The 19,495-nt window shown below is 70.6% G+C and carries 20 protein-coding genes; 15 read left to right on the plus strand and 5 right to left on the minus strand.

Annotated elements, in window-relative coordinates; translation table 11 throughout:
* Window positions 1-48 precede the first annotated feature (48 nt).
* Complete coding sequence (locus tag ACQPZW_RS48510) at window positions 49-1,164, minus strand: magnesium and cobalt transport protein CorA (protein ID WP_433792714.1); 1,116 nt, start codon at window positions 1,162-1,164, stop codon at window positions 49-51.
* 82 nt (window positions 1,165-1,246) lie between these two features.
* Complete coding sequence (locus tag ACQPZW_RS48515; RefSeq protein WP_433792715.1) at window positions 1,247-2,341, minus strand: PLP-dependent aminotransferase family protein; 1,095 nt, start codon at window positions 2,339-2,341, stop codon at window positions 1,247-1,249.
* Between the two features lie 122 nt (window positions 2,342-2,463).
* Here ACQPZW_RS48515 and ACQPZW_RS48520 point away from each other — a divergent pair, with 122 nt between their 5' ends.
* The 3 genes from ACQPZW_RS48520 to ACQPZW_RS48530 are packed head-to-tail and all read left to right on the plus strand — an operon-like array spanning window position 2,464 to window position 5,070.
* Window positions 2,464-3,195, plus strand: a complete 732-nt coding sequence (locus ACQPZW_RS48520; RefSeq protein WP_433792716.1) for a sugar phosphate nucleotidyltransferase — start codon at window positions 2,464-2,466, stop codon at window positions 3,193-3,195.
* Complete coding sequence (locus ACQPZW_RS48525) at window positions 3,183-4,244, plus strand: iron-containing alcohol dehydrogenase family protein (protein ID WP_433792717.1); 1,062 nt, start codon at window positions 3,183-3,185, stop codon at window positions 4,242-4,244. The genes ACQPZW_RS48520 and ACQPZW_RS48525 overlap by 13 nt, the downstream gene beginning before the upstream one ends.
* Window positions 4,225-5,070 (plus strand): CDP-alcohol phosphatidyltransferase family protein, encoded by an 846-nt coding sequence (locus ACQPZW_RS48530; protein ID WP_433792718.1) that lies wholly within the window; start codon window positions 4,225-4,227, stop codon window positions 5,068-5,070. The genes ACQPZW_RS48525 and ACQPZW_RS48530 overlap by 20 nt, the downstream gene beginning before the upstream one ends.
* A gap of 70 nt (window positions 5,071-5,140) precedes the next feature.
* Here ACQPZW_RS48530 and ACQPZW_RS48535 read toward each other — a convergent pair whose 3' ends face one another.
* Window positions 5,141-6,322, minus strand: a complete 1,182-nt coding sequence (locus ACQPZW_RS48535; protein WP_433792719.1) for a glycosyltransferase family 4 protein — start codon at window positions 6,320-6,322, stop codon at window positions 5,141-5,143.
* Between the two features lie 67 nt (window positions 6,323-6,389).
* Here ACQPZW_RS48535 and ACQPZW_RS48540 point away from each other — a divergent pair, with 67 nt between their 5' ends.
* From ACQPZW_RS48540 to ACQPZW_RS48590, 11 genes are all read left to right on the plus strand, one after another.
* The gene (locus tag ACQPZW_RS48540; RefSeq protein WP_433792720.1) at window positions 6,390-7,250 is read left to right on the plus strand and encodes an Fpg/Nei family DNA glycosylase; all 861 of its coding nucleotides are present in this window, start codon (window positions 6,390-6,392) and stop codon (window positions 7,248-7,250) included.
* Window positions 7,251-7,426: 176 nt separating this feature from the next.
* A complete protein-coding gene (locus ACQPZW_RS48545) occupies window positions 7,427-9,013 on the plus strand; it encodes a sugar transferase (protein WP_433792721.1) in 1,587 nt (528 codons plus the stop codon).
* 9 nt (window positions 9,014-9,022) lie between these two features.
* Window positions 9,023-10,216, plus strand: a complete 1,194-nt coding sequence (locus ACQPZW_RS48550) for a sensor histidine kinase (protein WP_433792722.1) — start codon at window positions 9,023-9,025, stop codon at window positions 10,214-10,216.
* A complete protein-coding gene (locus ACQPZW_RS48555; RefSeq protein ID WP_433792723.1) occupies window positions 10,213-10,953 on the plus strand; it encodes a LytR/AlgR family response regulator transcription factor in 741 nt (246 codons plus the stop codon). Before ACQPZW_RS48550 ends, ACQPZW_RS48555 begins: the two co-directional genes overlap by 4 nt.
* A gap of 259 nt (window positions 10,954-11,212) precedes the next feature.
* Window positions 11,213-11,890 (plus strand): response regulator transcription factor, encoded by a 678-nt coding sequence (locus ACQPZW_RS48560; RefSeq protein ID WP_433792724.1) that lies wholly within the window; start codon window positions 11,213-11,215, stop codon window positions 11,888-11,890.
* On the plus strand, window positions 11,887-12,948 hold the full coding sequence (locus tag ACQPZW_RS48565; RefSeq protein WP_433792725.1) for a HAMP domain-containing sensor histidine kinase: 1,062 nt from the start codon (window positions 11,887-11,889) through the stop codon (window positions 12,946-12,948). The genes ACQPZW_RS48560 and ACQPZW_RS48565 overlap by 4 nt, the downstream gene beginning before the upstream one ends.
* Window positions 12,949-13,001: 53 nt before the next feature.
* On the plus strand, window positions 13,002-13,391 hold the full coding sequence (locus tag ACQPZW_RS48570; protein WP_433792726.1) for a hypothetical protein: 390 nt from the start codon (window positions 13,002-13,004) through the stop codon (window positions 13,389-13,391).
* On the plus strand, window positions 13,388-15,010 hold the full coding sequence (locus ACQPZW_RS48575) for a cation acetate symporter (RefSeq protein WP_433792727.1): 1,623 nt from the start codon (window positions 13,388-13,390) through the stop codon (window positions 15,008-15,010). The genes ACQPZW_RS48570 and ACQPZW_RS48575 overlap by 4 nt, the downstream gene beginning before the upstream one ends.
* 61 nt (window positions 15,011-15,071) lie before the next feature.
* Window positions 15,072-15,722, plus strand: a complete 651-nt coding sequence (locus tag ACQPZW_RS48580) for a hypothetical protein (protein WP_433792728.1) — start codon at window positions 15,072-15,074, stop codon at window positions 15,720-15,722.
* Window positions 15,723-15,779: 57 nt separating this feature from the next.
* Window positions 15,780-16,562 (plus strand): ABC transporter ATP-binding protein, encoded by a 783-nt coding sequence (locus tag ACQPZW_RS48585; protein ID WP_433792729.1) that lies wholly within the window; start codon window positions 15,780-15,782, stop codon window positions 16,560-16,562.
* The gene (locus ACQPZW_RS48590; protein WP_433792730.1) at window positions 16,553-18,154 is read left to right on the plus strand and encodes an ABC transporter permease; all 1,602 of its coding nucleotides are present in this window, start codon (window positions 16,553-16,555) and stop codon (window positions 18,152-18,154) included. Before ACQPZW_RS48585 ends, ACQPZW_RS48590 begins: the two co-directional genes overlap by 10 nt.
* On the opposite strand, the gene ACQPZW_RS48595 is transcribed toward ACQPZW_RS48590, so the two are convergent.
* A complete protein-coding gene (locus ACQPZW_RS48595) occupies window positions 18,151-18,408 on the minus strand; it encodes a hypothetical protein (RefSeq protein ID WP_433792731.1) in 258 nt (85 codons plus the stop codon). The genes ACQPZW_RS48590 and ACQPZW_RS48595 overlap by 4 nt on opposite strands.
* A 75-nt stretch (window positions 18,409-18,483) precedes the next feature.
* Here ACQPZW_RS48595 and ACQPZW_RS48600 point away from each other — a divergent pair, with 75 nt between their 5' ends.
* The gene (locus ACQPZW_RS48600; protein ID WP_433792732.1) at window positions 18,484-19,227 is read left to right on the plus strand and encodes a GntR family transcriptional regulator; all 744 of its coding nucleotides are present in this window, start codon (window positions 18,484-18,486) and stop codon (window positions 19,225-19,227) included.
* On the opposite strand, the gene ACQPZW_RS48605 is transcribed toward ACQPZW_RS48600, so the two are convergent.
* Entirely contained in the window at window positions 19,203-19,448 is a 246-nt protein-coding gene (locus tag ACQPZW_RS48605; protein ID WP_433792733.1) for a hypothetical protein, read from the minus strand. The genes ACQPZW_RS48600 and ACQPZW_RS48605 overlap by 25 nt on opposite strands.
* Between the last annotated feature and the right edge of the window lie 47 nt (window positions 19,449-19,495).

Here is a 19,495-nt window from a genome sequence, read left to right on the forward strand (position 1 = left end):
TTGCGAGCGGGGAGGGAGCACAGCGAGCCCCGCGGTCCGCGACCGACGTCACAGCCATCCGTTACGGCGCAGAGCACGGTAGAGAACCACGGTGACCAGAGACAACAGGGCGATCAGGGCGGGGTAGCCGTACTTCCAGGTCGTCTCCGGCATGTAGTCGAAGTTCATCCCGTAGACGCCGGCGAACGCGGTCCAGACCGTGGCGATGGCCGCCCAGGACGCGATCTTGCGCATGTCGTTGTTCTGGTCGACGGTCACCTGCGCCAGCCTGGCCTGCAGGATCGAGTTGAGCAGGTCGTCGTAGGAGGAGACCTGCTCGACCGTACGGGTCAAGTGGTCCTGCACGTCCCGGAAGTAGCGCCGGATCTCCTTGGGCACGACGCCCTGGCTCGACGTGATGGACGCGAGTGGCCGCTGCAGCGGGACGACCGCCCGGCGGAACTCCACGAGCTCTCGTTTGAGCTGGTAGACCTGCTGTATCGGGGCGATCCGGTCGCGCGAGAAGACGCCCTCCTCGATGAGGTCGAGGTCGGCCTCGAAGTCGTCGGCCACTTCGAGGTAGTGGTCGACCACCCGGTCGGTCACCGCGTACGCCACTGCCCACGGGCCCTGCTGCAGCAGCGCCGCCCGCTGTGTCTCCAGGTCGGCGCGGACCGGGGACATCTCGGAGGCGTCGCCGTGCCGGACGGTGATGACGAACCGCTCCCCGATGAAGATCATCATCTGGCCGGTCTCGACCACCTGGGAGCTCTCGGTCAGCTCCTGGTGCGGCACGTAACGGGCGGTGCGCAGCACCAGGAAGTGCACGTCGTTGAACTGCTCCAGCTTCGGCCGCTGCTCGGCCTTGACCGCGTCCTCCACGGCCAGCTCGTGCAGGCCGTAGACCTGCGCGATCGCCGCCATCTCGGCCTCACCCGGCTGGTGCAGGCCGAGCCAGACGAAACCGCCGTCCCGGCTGCACGCCTCGGCGAGAGCCTGATCGGGGCTGAAGTCGCCGGGCAGGCGCTTGCCGTCGACGTAGACACCGCAGTCCACCACCGAGGACGGCGTCTCGTTGTCGAAGCTCGCCCGGTTGGGGTTGTCACCGTTGTTGAGCAGGCCCCGCATCCGGTCGGCCCACATCTTGCCCAGAGGCCGGCCCCGGGTCCACGAACGTTCCGTCATGCTCGACCTCCCCCGGTGCGACGACAAACCAGCCGAGGGTACCCGCGCCGGGCGAACCGCAGTCCACCCGGCGCGGAACACGTCAGCCCCGTACCTCTTCGATCGCCTCGGCCAACCGTCGCACACCCTCGTCGATCTGGTCGACGGTGACCGCGGAGTAGGCGAGGCGCAGCGAGCTGTTGCCGCCCTCCAGCAGGAAGTCGCTGCCCTTGACGACCGCGACCCCCTTCTTCATCGCGGCCGGGAACAGCTTGTCCACGTCGACGTCGGACGGCAGGTCCACCCAGAGGAAGTAGCCGCCGTCGGGCTCGGTGAAGGTCGCGCCGGGGATGTGCTTGCGGATCGACTCGGCCAGCACCCGGGCGCGCTCGCCCAGCGCGGCGCTGACCGTCTGCACCGACTTCTCGATGTCGCCGGACACACAGAACTGGTGCACGATCGCCTCGGACACCATGCCCGGGGAGATGTAGAGGTTGGTGGCCTTCTTCGCGATCGCGTCGATCAACGCGGCCGGGCCGACCAGGTAACCGACACGAACGCCGGGGCAGACCGTCTTGGTGAAGCTGGAGGCGTGCACGACCAGGCTGTTGGTGTCCAGCGACAGCATCGAGGGCAGCGCCTCGCCACGGAAGCGGATGTCCACATACGGGTCGTCCTCGAAGATGATGAACTCGTACTGCTCAGCCAGGGCCAGCAGCGCGCGCCGCTTGGAGTCGGAGAGCGTCACACCGGCCGGGTTCTGATAGTTCGGGATGATGTGCGCCAGTTTCGGCCGCACCCCCGACTCGAGCAGGGCGCGCAGCTCGTCGGTGTCGATCCCGTCCGGCTGCACGGTGACCTGGTACACCTTGGCGCCCAGGTTCTGCAGGTTGAGCAGCGTCCGGTCGTAGGTCGGCTTCTCCACGACCACCTCGTCACCGGGCTTGACCAGGTGCCCGAAGAGGAAGGCGTCGGCCTGCAGCGAGCCGTTCGTCACGATGACCTGGTCGGGGGAGACGTGGTGCTTGTCGGCGATCCACTTCCGCAGCGGGAGGTAGCCGACGGAGGTGCCGTACGCGGTGACGCCCGCCGGGTCGGCGTCGAAAGCACGGACGGCGGCGGCCTTCAGGCCCTCCACGTCGACGATGTCCAGCGACGGAGCGCCACGGGCGAAGGAGATCAGCTGCTCAGCGGTCATACCCGACAGCTTAGAAGCCGGGTCTATACCATTTTCCGTGTGCCCCTCGCGAGTCCTACGGATGGGACACATGCCGTTATCCTCGCTGGGCACCCCTCATCGCATTGGAAGGAACCACCCCCATGATCGGATTGGTCCTCGCCGCCGGCGCCGGCCGCAGGCTGCGCCCGTACACGGACACGCTCCCGAAGGCGCTGGTCCCCGTGGACGGGGAAACCACGATCATGGACATCTCGCTCCGTAACCTCGCGGCCGCGGGCCTGTCCGAGGTGACCATCGTCGTCGGCTACTGCGCCGGCGCCGTGGAGGAGCGCGTCGAGGGCTTCGAGCAGAAGTACGGCGTGAAGATCTCCCTGGTTCACAACGACAAGGCCGAGGAGTGGAACAACGCCTACTCCCTGTGGCTCGCCCGGGACCACTTCGCCCAGGGCGCGCTCATGGTGAACGGCGACACCGTCCACCCGGTCGGCGTGGAGCACACCCTGCTCGCCAAGCGCGGGCCGAGCATCCTCCTCGCTGTGGACACTGTTAAGAAGCTGGCTGACGAGGAGATGAAGACTGTCTTCAATGAAGATGGCCAGCTCACCAAAATCACGAAGCTGATGGACCCGGCCGAGGCGTACGGCGAGTACATCGGCGCCAACATCATCGAGGCGTCCGCCGCCGGCAAGCTGGCCGACGCGCTCAAGGCGACCTTCGAGAAGGACCCGAACCAGTTCTACGAGGACGGCTTCCAGCTCTACGCCGACCGTGGCAACGAGGTGCGGGCCGCGGAGATCGGCGAGGTCTCCTGGGTCGAGGTCGACAACCACGAGGACCTGGCGAAGGCTCGGGACATCGCATGCCGCTACTAGCCCGTAGCGTCCAGACCCCGCTGCACATCGAGGTACGGCGGGGCGCGGTCGCCGACCTCGGCAAGATCCTCGCCGACGGCCGGATCTCCTCCGGTGGCGACGTCGCTGTGGTGGTCGGTCCCGGGTTGGGCGAGCAGATCGTCGATCTGCTCCGTCCCTCACTGAAGTCGGCTGAGGTGTTCGTCACCAGCGGCGGCACCCTGGACGCGGCCCTCGACCTGTCCGCCAAGCTGCGCAGCGGTCACTACGACGCGGTGGTCGGCATCGGCGGAGGCAAGACCGTCGACACCGCGAAGTACGCGGCGAGCCGCTGGGGTCTGCCGATGGTCTCGGTGGCGACGAGCCTCGCCAACGACGGCATAGCCTCCCCGGTGGCCAGCCTGATCAACGACGGCATCAAGGGGTCGTACGGGGTGCACATCCCGTTCGGTGTCGTCGTCGACCTGGACTTCGTCGAGAGCGGCCCGGACCGGGTCAACCGGGCCGGCATCGGTGACGTGGTCAGCAACATCAGTGCCCTCGCCGACTGGGAGCTGGCCCGGGAGATGCGCGGGGAGTCCGTCGACGGCCTCGCCGCGTCACTGTCCCGGATGGGGGCGGAGGCGGTCCTCTCGATGCCCGGCGACATGACCGACGACGCGTTCGTCACGACGCTCGCCGAGTCGCTGATCTCCAGCGGCCTGGCGATGGCCGTGGCCGGCACCAGCATCCCGTGCAGCGGTGGCTGTCACGAGATCATGCACGCCACCGACTCGCTCTTCCCCGACACCGCGTCGCACGGCGAGCTGGCCGGCCTGGGCGCGCTGTTCTGCACGTTCCTGCGCGGTGACGAGCGGCGGCTCAAGCAGATGTCCGACTGCCTGGCCCGGCACCAGCTTCCGCGTACGCCGTCCGACGTCGGCCTCGACGCCGACCAGTTCGTGCGGGTCATCGAGTTCGCGCCGCGGACCCGCCCGGATCGTTACACCATCCTGGAACACCTCGCCATGACGCCGGAGCAGACCCGGCAGAAGCTGGCCGAATACAACGATGTCATCGCGACCCTCTGACCACGGCGCCGGCCGTCCCCTCACCGAGGGCGGCCACCCGCCTGCCGCACGCACCGCCGACGGCTCCGGTCCGGCGCCGTCGGCGGCCGCCGGGCCGTCCGGGACTTCCCGCACACCCTTCGGCGGTACGCCCACAGCAGCCGACTACTACGCGGCGAACCGTGGCGGGGGCCTGTTCAGCGAGGGCATCAGCCAGCGGATCGGCGCACGGATCGCGGTCGCCGCACACAGGCGCCACCTGTCCCCGACCGTTCTGTCGATCCTCAACCTGGGTCTGGGCTGCCTGGTCTCGTTCATCGTGATCGGCACCGCCGGCCCGGTCGCCGACGGCTCGCTGTGGGCCGCCCCGATCGGCCTGCTCGCCCTGATCGGCTGGCAGCTCGCCTACGCCTTCGACTGCTCCGACGGCCAGTTGGCCCGGGTCACCGGCCAGTCCAGCTCCGCCGGCGGCCGCCTCGACGTCCTCTGCGACGTGGCGGTCCAGTGCTCCCTGGTGGCCGCGCTGTCCGCGACCGCGAAAGCTCAGGAGCCGGACACTCCGGCCTGGCTGCTCGCCGCGTTCGCCGCCACCTGGATGGTCAACCTGGTCACCTCGGTGATGCAGACCGGCACGCAGGCCGCCAGCATGGTGACCAGCACGTCGTTCCCGGTCCGGGTGGCCAAGCTGGTCCGTGACTACGGCGCCGTGATCGCCCTGGCCGGCGTGGTGCTGACCGTGGCGCCCCAGTGGGCGGTGTGGTTCGTGGCCCTCTTCACCCTGATCAACGGCGGTTTCCTGGCCGCGTCCATCGCCTTCGCCGGCCGCGCCTCCCTCAAGGGCTCCTGACCGGCCCCTCGCGGGTCGTCGCCGCTGCCCTCGATCCTCGGGACAGCGGTGACGACCACCCGGCAGAGATCTAACGCCTGGTCGAGAGGGTCCCCGACATCTCGGCGTAGATGGAGATCAGGCGGGGTGTGAGGACGCCGGGGTGGAAGTGCTCCCGGTAGCGGGCACGGGCGGCGGCAGCCGCCGAGGCGGCGTCCGCCCGGGCCAGTGGCAGAGCCGCCGCCAGCGAGACCGGATCGGGCTCGGCGAGCCAGCCTGCGGCGGCGGGACCGGTGCCGACCAGGTAGGGGATGCCGCCGACCGCGGTTCCGAGGACCGCCCGGCCGGACGACATCGCCTCCAGGATCACCGTCGGTAGCACGTCCTCCCAGGTGGGGACGGCGACGACGACGGCCGACGCCTGCCGGGCCGCGGTCATCCCGGCCCGATCGAGAGGCCCGAGATAGGTCACGTCGGAGCGTTCGGCAGCGGCCGCTTCGGCGAGGGGCCGCAACTCACCGTCACCGGCGATGCGCAACGGGCCGAGGCTGCCGTCCGGATGCCGGCGCCAGGCGTCGAGGAGCAGGGCGAGACCCTTCTCCGGGGAGAGCCGGGCCCCGTAGAGGAACCCCTCACCGAGCGGAGCGGGCGCGCCGGGATCGGGAAGGCCGTTCGGCTTGATCACGATGCGGTCGGTGGGGATGCCGTAGTCGGTGAGATGCGCGGCGATCTTGTCGGTGAGCGCGATGTAGCGGTCCACCGAGCGCCAGGTCGGCCGGTGCACCGCCAGCGTGGTCGCCATGATCGCGCTCTGCGCCGCCGACCCGCGGTAGCAGCGGTTCCTGATCGCCGGCACCCCGAGCAGCTTGCCCCGGCAGTCGTGACAGTTGTGGCCATCCCGGAAGTACAGCCCGGACGAGCAGACCTGCCGGTAGTTGTGCACGGTCTGGACCACGGGGACGCCGTGGGCGTGCGCGGTGCGGATCACCCAGGGCGAGAGCAGGGGGTACGGGTTGTGCAGGTGCAGCACGTCCGGGCGTTCGGCGCGCAGCACCGCGGCGAGCTCCCGTTGAGCGGCGGCGCCGTAGATCGGGGAGATCGGCAGCAGAGCCTTGCGCGCCGCCGACATCGCGTCGATCGAGTCGGAGCTTCGCTGGAACGGGATCACTTCGACGCCGGCCTCCCGCAGCTGGCCGATCTCCGTGTCGACGATCACGTTCTCGCCGGAGGGGATCGCCTCGCGGTACCGGTTGTGCGCCACCACCACCTTCATGGGCGGAGCCTAATGGCGCTCCGTGCGCGTCCTCCTGGCAAGGGTGCCGAGACGCTACCGTGAGGTGGTGCCCGAACTCCCTGAGGTCGAGGCGCTCGCTGCCTATCTGCGTGAGCGTGCGGTCGGCCGTACCGTGGAGCGCTTTGAAGTCGTCTCCTTCAGCGCGCTGAAGACCTATGATCCGCAGCCGTCGGCGCTGGCCGGGATGGCCGTCACGAGCGCCGGGCGGCACGGCAAGTTCCTGGACGTCGGTGTCGGTGACGACCTGCATCTGATCGTCCATCTGGCCCGGGCGGGCTGGCTGCACTACCGCGACTCGTTCAAGTCCCCGGCCCCGCTGAAACCGGGCTCCGGCCCGATCGCGGTGCGGGTGCGTCTCGACGACGGGTCCGGGTTCGACCTGACCGAGGCCGGTACGCAGAAGTCGCTGGCCGCCTATGTGGTGCGGGATCCGGCCGAGGTGCCGGGGGTGGCCCGGCTCGGCCCGGACGCGCTGGCGGTGTCCCCGGAGGAGTTCGCGACCCGCATCCGGGGGCGAAAAGGACAGATCAAAGGGGTGCTCGTCGACCAGGAGGTGCTCGCCGGGATCGGCAACGCGTACTCCGACGAGATCCTGCACGCCGCGAAACTGTCCCCTTTCGCGCTGACCGGAAAACTGACCGACGAGCAGATGACCACGCTGTACGAGGCGATGCGCGCGATCGAGACGGACGCGGTGGAGCGTTCGGTGGGTCAGCGAGCGGCCGAGCTCAAAGGCGAGAAACGCGCTGGTATGCGGGTTCACGCCCGGACCGGCCTGCCGTGCCCGGTCTGTGGCGACACGGTGCGGGAGGTGTCGTTCGCGGACAAGAGCTTGCAGTACTGTGCGACCTGCCAAACCGGAGGGAAGCCGCTGGCGGACCGCCGGCTGTCCAAGCTGGTCCGGTGAACCGCTACCGGATGATGACAGCGCGTATACATCACGATTGCCGCCGTCACGTCACCTTCTCTCCGGCCGATCCATCGGTATAGTGGCCCGGTCCCTGGCAACCGTCTTGACGCGAACGGGTATCGGCGGACCCGCCGATGATCCCAAGGTCGTGGCGGTGCGTAATCTTTTTCCGGATGCGGGAGGACGTAGGCGGAGTGACTACTAGCCTGCATCGCCCAACTACCGACAGCAGCCGGAGCAGACCCGTGCGGTACGACAGCTTCGAGTGGCAGGAGCAGCAGCCACCGAGCAACGGGGTGCCGCGGAACGCCTGGGGCCGGCAGAGCCGCAGGCGGTCGCGCTGGCACCGGCCGTACACGTTCGCGCTGATTCTGCTCGATCTGCTCTCCACACTCGGCGCCAGCTGGATCGCCAGCACTTTCCTGGAGAAGTCACGCGCCGGCCTCAACCAGTCCTGGGGCTTCCTCCAGGGCACCGAGCTCTTCAACTTCTTCGCCTACATCGTCCTGCCGCTCGGCTGGCTGATCATCCTCTGGACCAACGGCTCCTACGACCGGCGTTATCTGGGTCTGGGCAGCGAGGAGTTCAAGAGGGTCGTCCGTGCCTCGGTCACCGTCGTCGCGGCCGTCTCGCTGCTCGCGTTCGCCACGAAGGCCGACCTGTCCCGCGGGACCGTCGCCACGGTGTCGGTGAGCGCGCTGATCCTGATCCTGCTGTGCCGCGCTCTCGCCCGGCAGGTGCTGCATCTGGCGCGCAAGCACACCGGTCACGGCGCGCACCGGATGGTGCTGGTCGGCACGCTGCCGGAGGCGCTCGAGGTCTACACCGCGGTCACCCGCAGCCCGGCGGCCGGCCTGATCCCGGTCGCCATCCACCTGACCGACGGCTTCGCGGCCGCCCGCGGCATCGAGACGCCGGTTCCGGTCTACGCCGGGCGGGACGTGCTGTCGCTGGTGCGTGAGGTGGGCGCGGACACGATCGCGGTCTGCGGCTCGGCCAGCTCCGAGCCCGGCGAGTTGCGCCGCCTGGCCTGGCAGTTGGAGGGCACCGGTGTCGACCTGGTGGTCGCACCGCAGCTCACCGACATCGCCGGCCCCCGCGTGCACATCCGGCCGATCGAGGGCCTGCCGCTCCTGCACGTCGAGGAGCCGACCCTGTCCGGTCCCGGCTGGCTGGTGAAGAACCTGATGGACCGGGTGGCGGCGGCTCTCGGCCTGCTGGCGATCAGCCCGATCCTGGCGTTCATCGCGCTCGGCATCCGGTTGTCCGACCCGGGGCCGGTGTTCTTCCGGCAGACCCGGGTGGGCCACGACGGCCGTACGTTCCGGGTGTGGAAGTTCCGGACCATGTATGTGGACGCCGAGGAGCGCAAGGCCACGCTGGACGAGCTCAACGAGACCGACGGCATGCTCTTCAAGATGAAGCAGGACCCGCGGATCTTCTCGTTCGGGGCCAAGCTGCGGGCCACGTCGATGGACGAGCTGCCCCAGCTGATCAACGTGCTGAAGGGCGAGATGTCGCTGGTCGGCCCGCGCCCGCTGCCCGCGGACGACGGCGACTACCTCGGCGACGTCCGCCGGCGACTGCTGGTGCGCCCGGGCATGACCGGGTTGTGGCAGGTCAGTGGCCGTTCCGACCTGTCCTGGGACGAGGCGGTCCGGCTGGACCTGTACTACGTCGACAACTGGTCGCTCACCTACGACCTGAGCATCCTCTGGCGCACCATCGGCGTGGTTCTCAAACGCAAGGGCGCCTACTAGGGTCGCAGCATGAATGGCCAGGTCGGGAGCGTTTTGGCGGTGGTCGCCGTGCTCGCCGCCCTGGCCGCGGCTGTGGTGGCGGTGCTTCGGGTGCGGGCGCGGCGCGGCATCGCCACGGCGATGCAGCGGGCCACCTACGACGTGCTGCACACGGCGGTGCTCGCGGCTGAGCCGCTGCGCGCCGGCCTGACGCCGGCGACGGCCGGAAAGGCGATCCGGCATCTGCGGGCGCTTGTCGGTTCGGTGGGCCTGGCGATCGTCGACGGGGACAGATGCCTGGCGTACGACGGCAGGGGCGCCCACCACGAGCAGGAGCTGATCGCCGCGGCGCGCCGGGCGGTGAAGGCGCAGCGTTCGGTCGTACTCAACGAATCCGATCTCTCCTGTGACCGCGTCGACTGCGTGGCGCGTGGTGCGGTGATCGCGCCGCTCGGCGGGCCCGGTGGGGTGGCGAGGGCGGCGTTGATCGCGGTGGCCGACGGGCAGCCGGCGCCGGGGTTGGTGCAGGCGACGCTGGAGGCGGCGCGCTGGGCCGGGTCGCAGCTGGCGGTGGCCGAGCTGGAGTCGTCGCGGGAGCGGCTGGCCCGGGCCGAGGTGCGGGCGCTGCGGGCGCAGATCAGCCCGCATTTCATCTACAACGCGCTCACCGCGATCGCGTCGTTCGTGCGCACCGATCCGGAGCGGGCCCGGGAGCTGATCCTGGAGTTCGCCGAGTTCACCCGCTACTCGTTCCGGGCGCACGGCGAGTTCACGACGCTGGCCGAGGAGCTGCGGTCGATCGACCGCTATTTGACGATCGAGCGGGCCCGTTTCGGCGACCGGCTGCAGGTCCGGCTACAGATCGCGCCGGAGGTGCTGGGGGTGGGTCTGCCCTTCCTGTGTCTGCAGCCGCTGGTGGAGAACGCGGTCCGGCACGGGCTGTCGCGTAAGCCGGGCGTCGGTATGGTGAGCATCGTCGCGCGCGACGCGGGTGCGGAGTGCCACATCACGGTCGAGGACGACGGGGTCGGCATGGACCCGGCGGTGTTCACGCTGGACGGGACGGACTCCGAGGACGGGCAGCACGTCGGTCTGGTGAACGTGGACGAACGTCTGCGGTCGGTCTTCGGCGATCACAACGGCCTGGTGGTGGAGACCGCGCCCGGCTCGGGGACGAAGGTGAGCATGCGGGTGCCGAAATTCCATCCACAGGTGCGGGCATGAGCAGCCTCGTCGTGCTCGCCGTCGACGACGAGCCGCCCGCGCTCGACGAGCTGGCCTATCTGCTGAACGCGGACGGGCGGGTGGCGCATGTGCACCGGGCCGGCGACGCGACCGAGGCACTGCGGGTGCTGCGAGACACCGAGGTGGACGCGGTGTTCCTGGACATCCGGATGCCCGGTCTGGACGGCATGGAGCTGGCCCGGATCCTGCGGCGGTTCGCTCAGCCCCCGGCGATCGTCTTCGTGACCGCCTACGACGACGGCGCGGTCGACGCTTTCGACCTGGGTGTGACCGATTATGTGCGCAAACCGGTGCGGGCCGAGCGGCTGGCCGAGTCGCTGCGCCGGGTGACGGGGCTGCGGACGGCGCCCACGCCGGCCACTCCGGCCGACGAGCCGGCCATTCCGGTGGAACTGGCCGGCACCACCCGCATGCTGCCGCGATCCTCGGTGCGATGGGTGGAGGCGCAGGGCGATTACGCCCGGCTGCACACCGGCGAGACCTCCCATCTGGTACGCGTTTCGCTCGCGACCCTGGCCGAGCGGTGGGCCAACGCCGGCTTCGTTCGCATCCACCGCTCGTATCTGGTGCAGTTACGCCTGGTCACCGAGCTGCGGCTGACCGGTTCCGGCTATGTGGTGGCGGTGGACGGGGTGGAGCTTCCGGTGAGCCGCCGGCACACTCGGGAGCTGAAAGATCGCCTGATCAGAGCCGCGAAAAACGACTGGACCCGCTGAATCCACACGGTTGTCCACAGCCTCACAGGCTTGTCCACAGAGTTATCCACAGGCTTGGCCCGGCTATCCCGGATCAGTGCCAACCTGGACCCGGTCCGTGCTGCGCCGGGGCACCCCCTCACAGGATGCATCTCCACAGGTCGTTCACATCTCCACCGCCGGCTCTGCGCAGGCGATCAATAGGCTTCTGGCCACCGGCCGGTGAGCCACGGGGGCGCACCGTCCGGGGACCAGGGTCGTCCGGAGAGGTGCCAGAAGCATGGAGAGTGTCGAGCGGCGGGTTCTCGTCGTGGAGGACGAGCGCGCCATCGCGGACGCGGTGGCGGCACGGCTCCGAGCCGAGGGCTTCCTGGTGCAGGTGGTCGGCGACGGGCCCGGCGCGGTCGCGGCGGTCCGGCAGGCCCCGCCCGACCTGATGATCCTCGACGTCATGCTGCCCGGCTTCGACGGTCTCGAGGTGTGCCGGCGGATCCAGGACCAGCGGGTGCCGGTGCTGATGCTGACCGCCCGCGACGACGAGACGGACCAGTTGGTCGGGCTCGCGGTCGGCGCCGACGACTACATGGTCAAGCCGTTCTCGATGCGGGTGCTCGCGGCCCGGGTGCACGCGCTGCTGCGACGGGCGGACAAGGCCTCGGCCCCGGTGCCCGGCCTGCGGCTCGGCGATCTGCAGATCAACCCGGACGAGCGGCGGGTGCTCCGCGGCGGCGTCGAGGTGCATCTGACACCGACCGAGTTCGATCTGCTGGCACACCTGGCGGGCCGTCCGCGTACGGTCGTGCCCCGCGAGCGGCTGCTGGCCGAGGTGTGGGGCTGGGCCGACACGTCCGGCACCCGGACGGTGGACAGCCACATCAAGGGTCTGCGGCGCAAGTTGGGGGCCGACCTCATCCGTACGGTCCACGGCGTCGGATACGCCCTGGAGGTCGACCGGTGAGCAACTGGCTGATCCCGCGCGTCCACACCCTGGTGGCGCCGCTGTTCGCCTGGCTGCCCCGGCCACTCGACCCGGTCCGGTCGATCAAGGCGAAGCTCTCCCTGGCACTCGGGTTCGCCGGCGGGGTGGGCCTGCTGGTGTTCCTTTGGCGCATCGACTTCTATCGGGTCGACGTGCTGTGGATCGCGATCGCCGCCGCTCTCGGCCTGGTCACGTTGCAGGTGATGGCGCACGGTGCGACCGTGCCGCTGCGGGAGATGACGGTCGCGGCCCGGGAGATGGCCCGCGGCGACTACACCCGCCGGATCCGGACCCGCTCCCAGGACGAGGTGGGTGAGCTGGCCGCCGCGTTCAACCAGATGGCGGCGGATCTGGCGGCCTCCGACCGGCAACGGCGCGAGCTGATCGCGAACGTGTCGCACGAGCTGCGTACGCCGATCACCGCTCTGCGTGGCCTGCTGGAGAACATCGTCGACGGGGTGGCCGCGGCCGAGCCGGAGACGATGGAGACGGCCCTGGCCCAGACCGAGCGGCTCAGTCGCCTGGTCACCGACCTGCTCGACCTGTCCCGGCTGGACGCCGGCGTGGTGCCGATGCGGCGCGAGCCGATCGACCTGCCCGACTTCCTGGACCGGGTGGCCCGGGAGGCGACGGTGAACGCCGGCGGCACCGGTCACGACGTGCGCTTCGCGGTGTCGTCACCCCGCCTGATGGTGCCCGGCGACCGGGAGCGCCTGCACCAGGTCTTCGCGAATCTGCTGGACAACGCGGCCCGGCACAGCCCACCCGGCGGTGTCGTCACGGTCCGGGCCGAACGACACGACGATCACGTGGTGCTGGCCGTCGTGGATCAGGGTGACGGCATCCCCGCCGAGGAGCGGGAGCGGGTCTTCGAGCGGTTCACGCGGGGCGAGCGCGCCACCGGCGGCGGCACCGGGCTGGGCCTGGCGATCGCGCGCTGGGTGGTCCAGCTGCACCGGGGCACCATCGCCGTGGTCGAGCCGGACGACCGGCGTGGGTGCCACATCCAGGTTCGTCTTCCGCTCGGAGCGGTCTGACCGGATGCCCGAGCGGTATTGACATTCGGCCGGAGGCGGACAGACTGCCGGACATGGCCGTCGATGATCCGCCCCCGCGCCCACGCGTGACGGTCGTGCTCGCCGACGCCGCCTCCCGGCGTGGCGCGGCCGACCGTGGCAGCGCCGACCTCACCGAGCAGACCCCGGTCGGTGAGGCGCTCGTCAAGGGCCTGATGCGCGCGCAGCTCGCGCTCGCGCTGCGGCTGGCCCTGGTGGTCGCGGCCGGACTGGGCACTCTGCCGCTGCTGTTCGCCGTCGCGCCGGCCGTCGGTGCCGTCAAGGTCTTCGGGGTGCACCTGCCCTGGGTGCTGCTCGGGGTGCTGTCGTTCCCCTTCCTGGTGCTGGTCGGCGCCGCCTACGTGCGCTGGGCGGAACGCAACGAGCAGGACTTCGCGGCGCTCATCCGCAGGCCGGAGCAGTGAACCCGTACCTGGCGCCCGGCCTCATCGTGGTCCTGCTGTTGACCGTGGCGATCGGGGCGTACGGGCTGCGCTTCGCCCGGACCACATCGGACTTCCTGGTCGCCTCCCGCTCGGTCAGCCCGTCCTGGAACGCCGCCGCGATCAGTGGCGAGTACCTGTCGGCGGCGTCCTTCCTGGGGGTGGCCGGGCTGGTGCTGCGCTACGGCGTGGACGTGCTCTGGTATCCGGTCGGGTTCGCCGCCGGCTATCTGGCGCTGCTGCTCTTCGTGGCCGCCCCGCTGCGCCGTTCCGGGGCGTTCACGCTGCCCGATTTCTGCGAGGTACGGCTCCGGTCGACCACCCTGCGCCGGCTGGCGACCACGTTCGTGCTGTTCATCGGCTGCCTCTACCTGCTGCCCCAATTGCAGGGGGCGGGCCTCACGTTCGCCACGCTGACCGGGGGGTCGTACGCCTGGGGCGCCCTGGTCGTGGCGGTGGTGGTGACGGCGAACGTGGCGTTCGGCGGGATGCGGGCGATCACCTTCGTGCAGGCGTTCCAGTACTGGCTGAAGCTGACGGCTCTGGCCGTACCCATCATCTTCCTGGCTCTGCAGTGGCAGGCCGACGGCCGTCCGGCGGTGACGCCACCGGCGGGCGCGGTCTTCTCCGTCGCGACGACCGTCACGGTCGAGCAGGACGCGGTCCTGGACGGCTCGCAGCGGGTCGAGAAGGGGCAGGAGCTGAACTTCGCCGCGGGCTCGCCGGTGCCCGAGGTGAGCACTGTGGACGCCCAGTTCGGAGCGGCGTGGCTCCTCCCCGGCAAGACCGGGCTCTTCGCCACCTATTCCCTCATCCTGGCCACGTTCCTCGGCACCATGGGGTTACCGCACGTCCTGGTGCGCTTCTACACCAACCCGGACGGCGCCTCGGCCCGCCGCACGACCCTCGTGGTGCTGGCCATGGTCGGCCTGTTCTACCTGCTCCCGACCATGTACGGGGTGCTCGGCCGGATCTACACACCACAGTTGCTGATGACCGGCAACACCGACGCCGTGGTGCTGCTGCTGCCCGAGGCCGCCCTCGGTGACGGCCACCTGGGCAGGCTGCTCGGCGCCCTGGTCACCGCGGGCGCGCTGGCCGCTTTCCTCTCCACCTCGTCCGGCCTGCTCACCAGCGTCGCCGGGGTGATCTTCACGGATGTGCTGCGCGGTGGCCGCAACGGCTCGATCCGGGACTTCCGGATCGCCACCCTGCTGGCCGCGTCGGTGCCGACGGGGCTGGCCCTCTACGTGTCCGACATGGACGTCTCGCGGGTGGTGGGGCTGGCGTTCGCGGTCGCGGCGTCGAGCTTCTGCCCGCTGCTGGTGCTCGGCATCTGGTGGCGGCGGCTCACCGACGCCGGCGCGATCGCCGGTCTGATCGCCGGCGGCGGCGCGGCGATGGCGGCGGTGCTGCTGACCGTCCTGGGGCCGCCACTGACCGGCTGGCCCGCCGAGATCGTCGGCCAGCCGGCTGCCTGGACGGTGCCGCTGGCGTTCCTGGTGATGGTCGCCGTCTCGCTGGCCACCGGCCGCCGGGTCCCTCCGGACGTGGGCGCCACGATGCTGCGCCTGCACGCCCCCGAGTCCCTCCGGATCTGATTTAAGGATCTTTAATGTTCGACCCTCGACCGGAGGCTGTGACGTCCTCGTAATCACGGGCATGAGACGCACATACCGCCGCCCGGGCCAGACCGGGAACAAGCGCAAGATCGTGATCGGTGTCGCCGTGGCCGCTCTGGTCGGCGGCGGTATCGCCGTCGGCACCGGCCTGAGCAACGCCTCCTCCGTCTGTGACGGGATGGACCAGGCGATCCGCAACAACCAGCAGTTCATCGCCACCCAGCGGGCCAACCCGAACTCGCAGACCGAGGCCATCGTCGCCAACCGGCAGGCCGTGATCGACCTGATCAACGTGCAGAAGAAGCAGGCCGGCTGCGGTGGCGCCGTCGCGGCCCCGCCGGCCCAGGCGACCACCCCGCCCGCGCAGCAGGCCACGAAGCCGCCGGCCCAGGCGACCAAGCCCCCCGCCAAGCCGCCGGCCGGCAACGGCAACGCGGGCGCGGGCGAGGTCGTGTGCCCCGGCTCGACCGTCACGCTCTCCGGTGAGGGTGGCGCCGCGGCCGCGTCCAGCGGCACCTTCCCGATCGGCACGACGCTGCGGGTCCGGAACCTGGACAACAACAAGAGCATCACGGTCAAGGTGGCCAGCACCTCGGGCAGCTGCATCCTGCTCAACAACGCGGCCTTCGAGGAGGTCCGCGAGCCCGGCAAGTTCCTGATCCGGCGGGCCGTCATCGAGCGGGTCGGTTGATCGGTTCGGGCGGTCCGGAGGTTCCCGGACCGCCCGCCGGCCCGATACGTTCTATTCATGAGTGTTCCGGCACAGCGCCCGCCCGAGGGCGGTACGGCGGCGATGTCGCTGCGCGGGCTCGTCAAACACTTCGACACACGGCTGGCGGTCTCCGGGGTGAGCCTGGAGGTGCCGGCCGGTTCGTTCTTCGGCCTGCTCGGCCCCAACGGCGCCGGCAAGACCACCACTCTCTCGATGGCGGTGGGCCTGTTGCGGCCCGACGCTGGGCAGGCCGTCCTTCTGGGGTATGACGTCTGGCACTCCCCAGCCGAGGCGAAGGCGCTGGTCGGGGTGCTGCCCGACGGCGTGCGGATGTTCGACCGGCTGAGCGGCCCGGAGCTGCTCGCCTATCACGGCCTGCTGCGCGGGATGCCCGCCGACGTCGTCGACCAGCGCGCTCGTGACCTGCTCGACGTGCTGGAGCTCGGCAGCGGCAACCGCACCCTCGTCGTCGACTACTCGGCCGGCATGAAGAAGAAGATCGGCCTGGCCTGCGCCCTGCTGCACGCGCCGCGCCTGCTGGTGCTGGACGAGCCGTTCGAGGCGGTCGACCCGGTGTCGGCGGCGCTGATCCGCGACATCCTCCAGCGGTATGTCGCGGGCGGCGGCACCGTCGTCTTCTCCAGTCACGTGCTGGAGGTGGTGGAGCGGCTCTGCTCCCACGTGGCGATCATGTCCGACGGGGTGCTCCGGCTGTGCGGGCCGCTGGCCGAGGTGCGTGGCGAGCGGGCACTGCAGGACGTGTTCGTGCAGGTCGTCGGCGGCCGGGTGGCCACCGGGTCGGAGCTCGCGTGGCTCTGACCCCCACGCCGGTCCGGGTCGGGGTCTGGCCGTTCGTCCGGCTCAAGCTGCGGATCACCGGCAACGGGCTGCGCGGCCGGCCGGCCCGGATCGCGATGTTCGTGCTCGGGCTGGTCGCGGCCGCTCTCTTCGCGATCCTCGGGCACGCCGTCTTCGCTCTGCCCGGCCTGCTGGACCGGCCGGGGGCGGGCGAGATCATGTTCCCGTTCGGCGGGGCGATGCTGATCCTGGGCTGGGTGTTCCTGCCGCTGCTCTTCTTCGGCGTCGACAACACCCTCGACCCGGCCCAGTTCGCTCTGCTGCCACTGCGTCGCCGCACCCTGATCGCCGGGATGGGGGTGGCCGCGCTGGCCGGGCTCCCGGCACTCGCCACGTTCGCCGCCACGCTCGGCACGGTGACGTCGGCAGCCCAGCTCGGTGGTCCTGCGGCGGCGCTCGCGGCGCTGGCCGGAGTGGTTCTGGGGCTGGTGTTGTGCGTGGCGCTGAGCCGGGCGGTGATCAGCGCCTTCGCCACCGCGTTGCGTTCCCGGCGGGCCCGTGACCTGGCCACCATCATGCTCGCGGTGGTGGCCGCGTCGATCGGGCCGCTGGAGCTGACCCTGCTCGGGGTGCTGAACCGGGCGGACTGGGACTCTGTCGAGGTGATCGCCCAGGCGGTGGGGTGGACGCCACTCGGCGCCCCGTACACGCTGGGTCTCGACGTCGCGGCGGGCCGGGCGTGGGCCGTACCCCTGAAGGTCCTGATCGTCCTTGCCGCCGTCGGCGGTCTGCTCTGGTGGTGGAGTCGCACGCTGGAGCAGGCGATGGTCGGCACGGCGGGTGGCTCGCGGGGCCGAACGGGCACGTCCGACGATCGCGGTCCGGTGGACCAGTTGCTGTTCCGCTGGTCGCGGCGGAGCCGTTTCGGGGCGCTGACGGCGCGGGAGATCCGCTACTGGTGGCGGGAGACGCGGCGGCGCGCCGCACTGGTCACCCTCGGCATGGCCGGGCTCTTCCTGCCGCTGTCCACCGCCTTCGCCGGCGGTGAGGGCGGCGCCACCGGGCTGGCGTTCGTGGTCGGCGCCATCGCGCCGATCGCCTTGGCCAACCAGTTCGGGTACGAGGGCAGCGCCTACGCCACCAACCTGGCCACCGGTGTTCCGGGGCGTCTCGAGGTGCACTCGCGGGCCGCCGCCCACGCTCTGTTCACGGTGCCGTTGCTGCTGCTCGTGGCGGTGGTGACGGCGGTACTCGAAGGCCGGCCGGAGAATGTCGCGGCGCAGCTGGGCACGCTGCTCGCCACCTACGGTGCGGGTCTGGCGCTGGTCATGCCGATCTCGGTGCGCGCCGCCTACGCGCTGCCGGACACGACCGGCCCGTTCTCGCTGTCCTCGGGTGGCGGGTTCAGCAAGACCCTGCCCGGTCTGGCCGCGCTCTTCGGCGCCCTGATCGCCGGTGTCCCGGTGCTGGTGCTGACCCTCTTCCAACCGTGGCTCGGGCTGCCGGTGGGCCTGGCGTACGGTGTCGGCGCCTACCTGCTCGGCGCGCACCTGGCCGGCGCGATGCTGGACCGCCGGATGCCCGAGTTGCTGGCCGCCGTGACGCCGCGCTAGTGCGGTCGGCGCAGGCCGTCACGTTTGACGAAGATGACACGCCGCTCGGTCGCCTCACCGGTCGGCCCCAGCACGTAGCCGTCGATCCACAGCCAGCCGTCGTACGTGACCCGGGGATCGACCCGGATGACCCGAAAGGTCAACGCTCTCGCCCCGGCGAACTGGACACTGGCCGCCGCACCCACGTGGAGCACCTCCCCGGCCCGGGGCAACGCGTCGCTGATGGTCCGCCTCCCATCCTCGGCACCCGACATTACACAAAATGTGTAACCCGGTGACAGCCCGTGGATCGTCCACTTTCGAGCAAGGATGGGGCAGCATGATCCCTCATGAACGGGCGCGACCCCGAGATACCCGACGACCGGCATCGATCCCGCCAGCGTCAGCTCGCCGGTGACCTGCGGGCGCTGATCCTGGCCGGTGACATCGGCCCGGACCAGCGCCTGCCCAGCACCGCCGAGCTGACCCGCCGCTACGCGGTCAACAACCAGACGGTCACCCGGGCGCTCGCCATCCTCAAGGCGGAGGGCCTGGTCACCGGGCACAAGGGACGGTCGGTGGTGTCCACCGGCCGACGGCCGGCCGTGGTGCGGGCCGGCCACCATCCGGCGCCGGTGAGCCCCGGCCGGGACGCCGCGGCCCGCCTGGTCGACGTGGGCGAGACGGGCGCGCCGGCCCAGGTGGCACAGGCCTTCGGCATCACGGCCGGTGATCCGGTCGCGGTCCGGCACCAGGTGCTGATGCTGGACGGCGAACCGGCCGAACTGGTCTGGACCTACTATCCGGCCGGGATCGCCCGGGGCACCGTGCTGGCCGAGAACCAGCGGCTGCGGGGCGGCGCACCGACCGTGCTGGCGGCGCTCGGGCACCCGCTGCGGCACGCCGTCGACCAGGTCTCGGTCCGGCCGGCCACGGTCGCCGAGTTCATCGCACTCCAGCTGCCCGGGGACATCCCGGTGCTACGGCAGTTCCGGGTCGCCTACACCGACGGGGAACGGCCGATCGAGGTGACCGTCATGATCAAGGCCGGTCAGCAGTTCGAGATCCGTTACGAGCTGCCGGCACCGGCTTGACCGTGCCGCAGGCCGACCTCGCGGACGAAGATGCGGCGGCGCTGGAGTGCGCTGCCGCCCGGGTCGAGAACGTAGCCCTCCAGCCAGATCCATCCGTCGTAGGTGGCTCGCGGGTCGACCCGGATGATCCGGAAGGTCAACGCGCGATCGCCGGAGAACTGGACACTCGCCTCCGGGCCGACGTGCACGACGTCCCCTGGTCGCAGCGCCCCCTGACTCATGCCTCGAAAATAGTTGTTGATCAATAGGATCGGGTAGCCGCATGCGC

The sequence above is a fragment of the Actinoplanes sp. CA-252034 genome (assembly GCF_050956125.1).
In the GTDB taxonomy this organism is placed as follows: Bacteria; Actinomycetota; Actinomycetes; order Mycobacteriales; family Micromonosporaceae; genus Actinoplanes.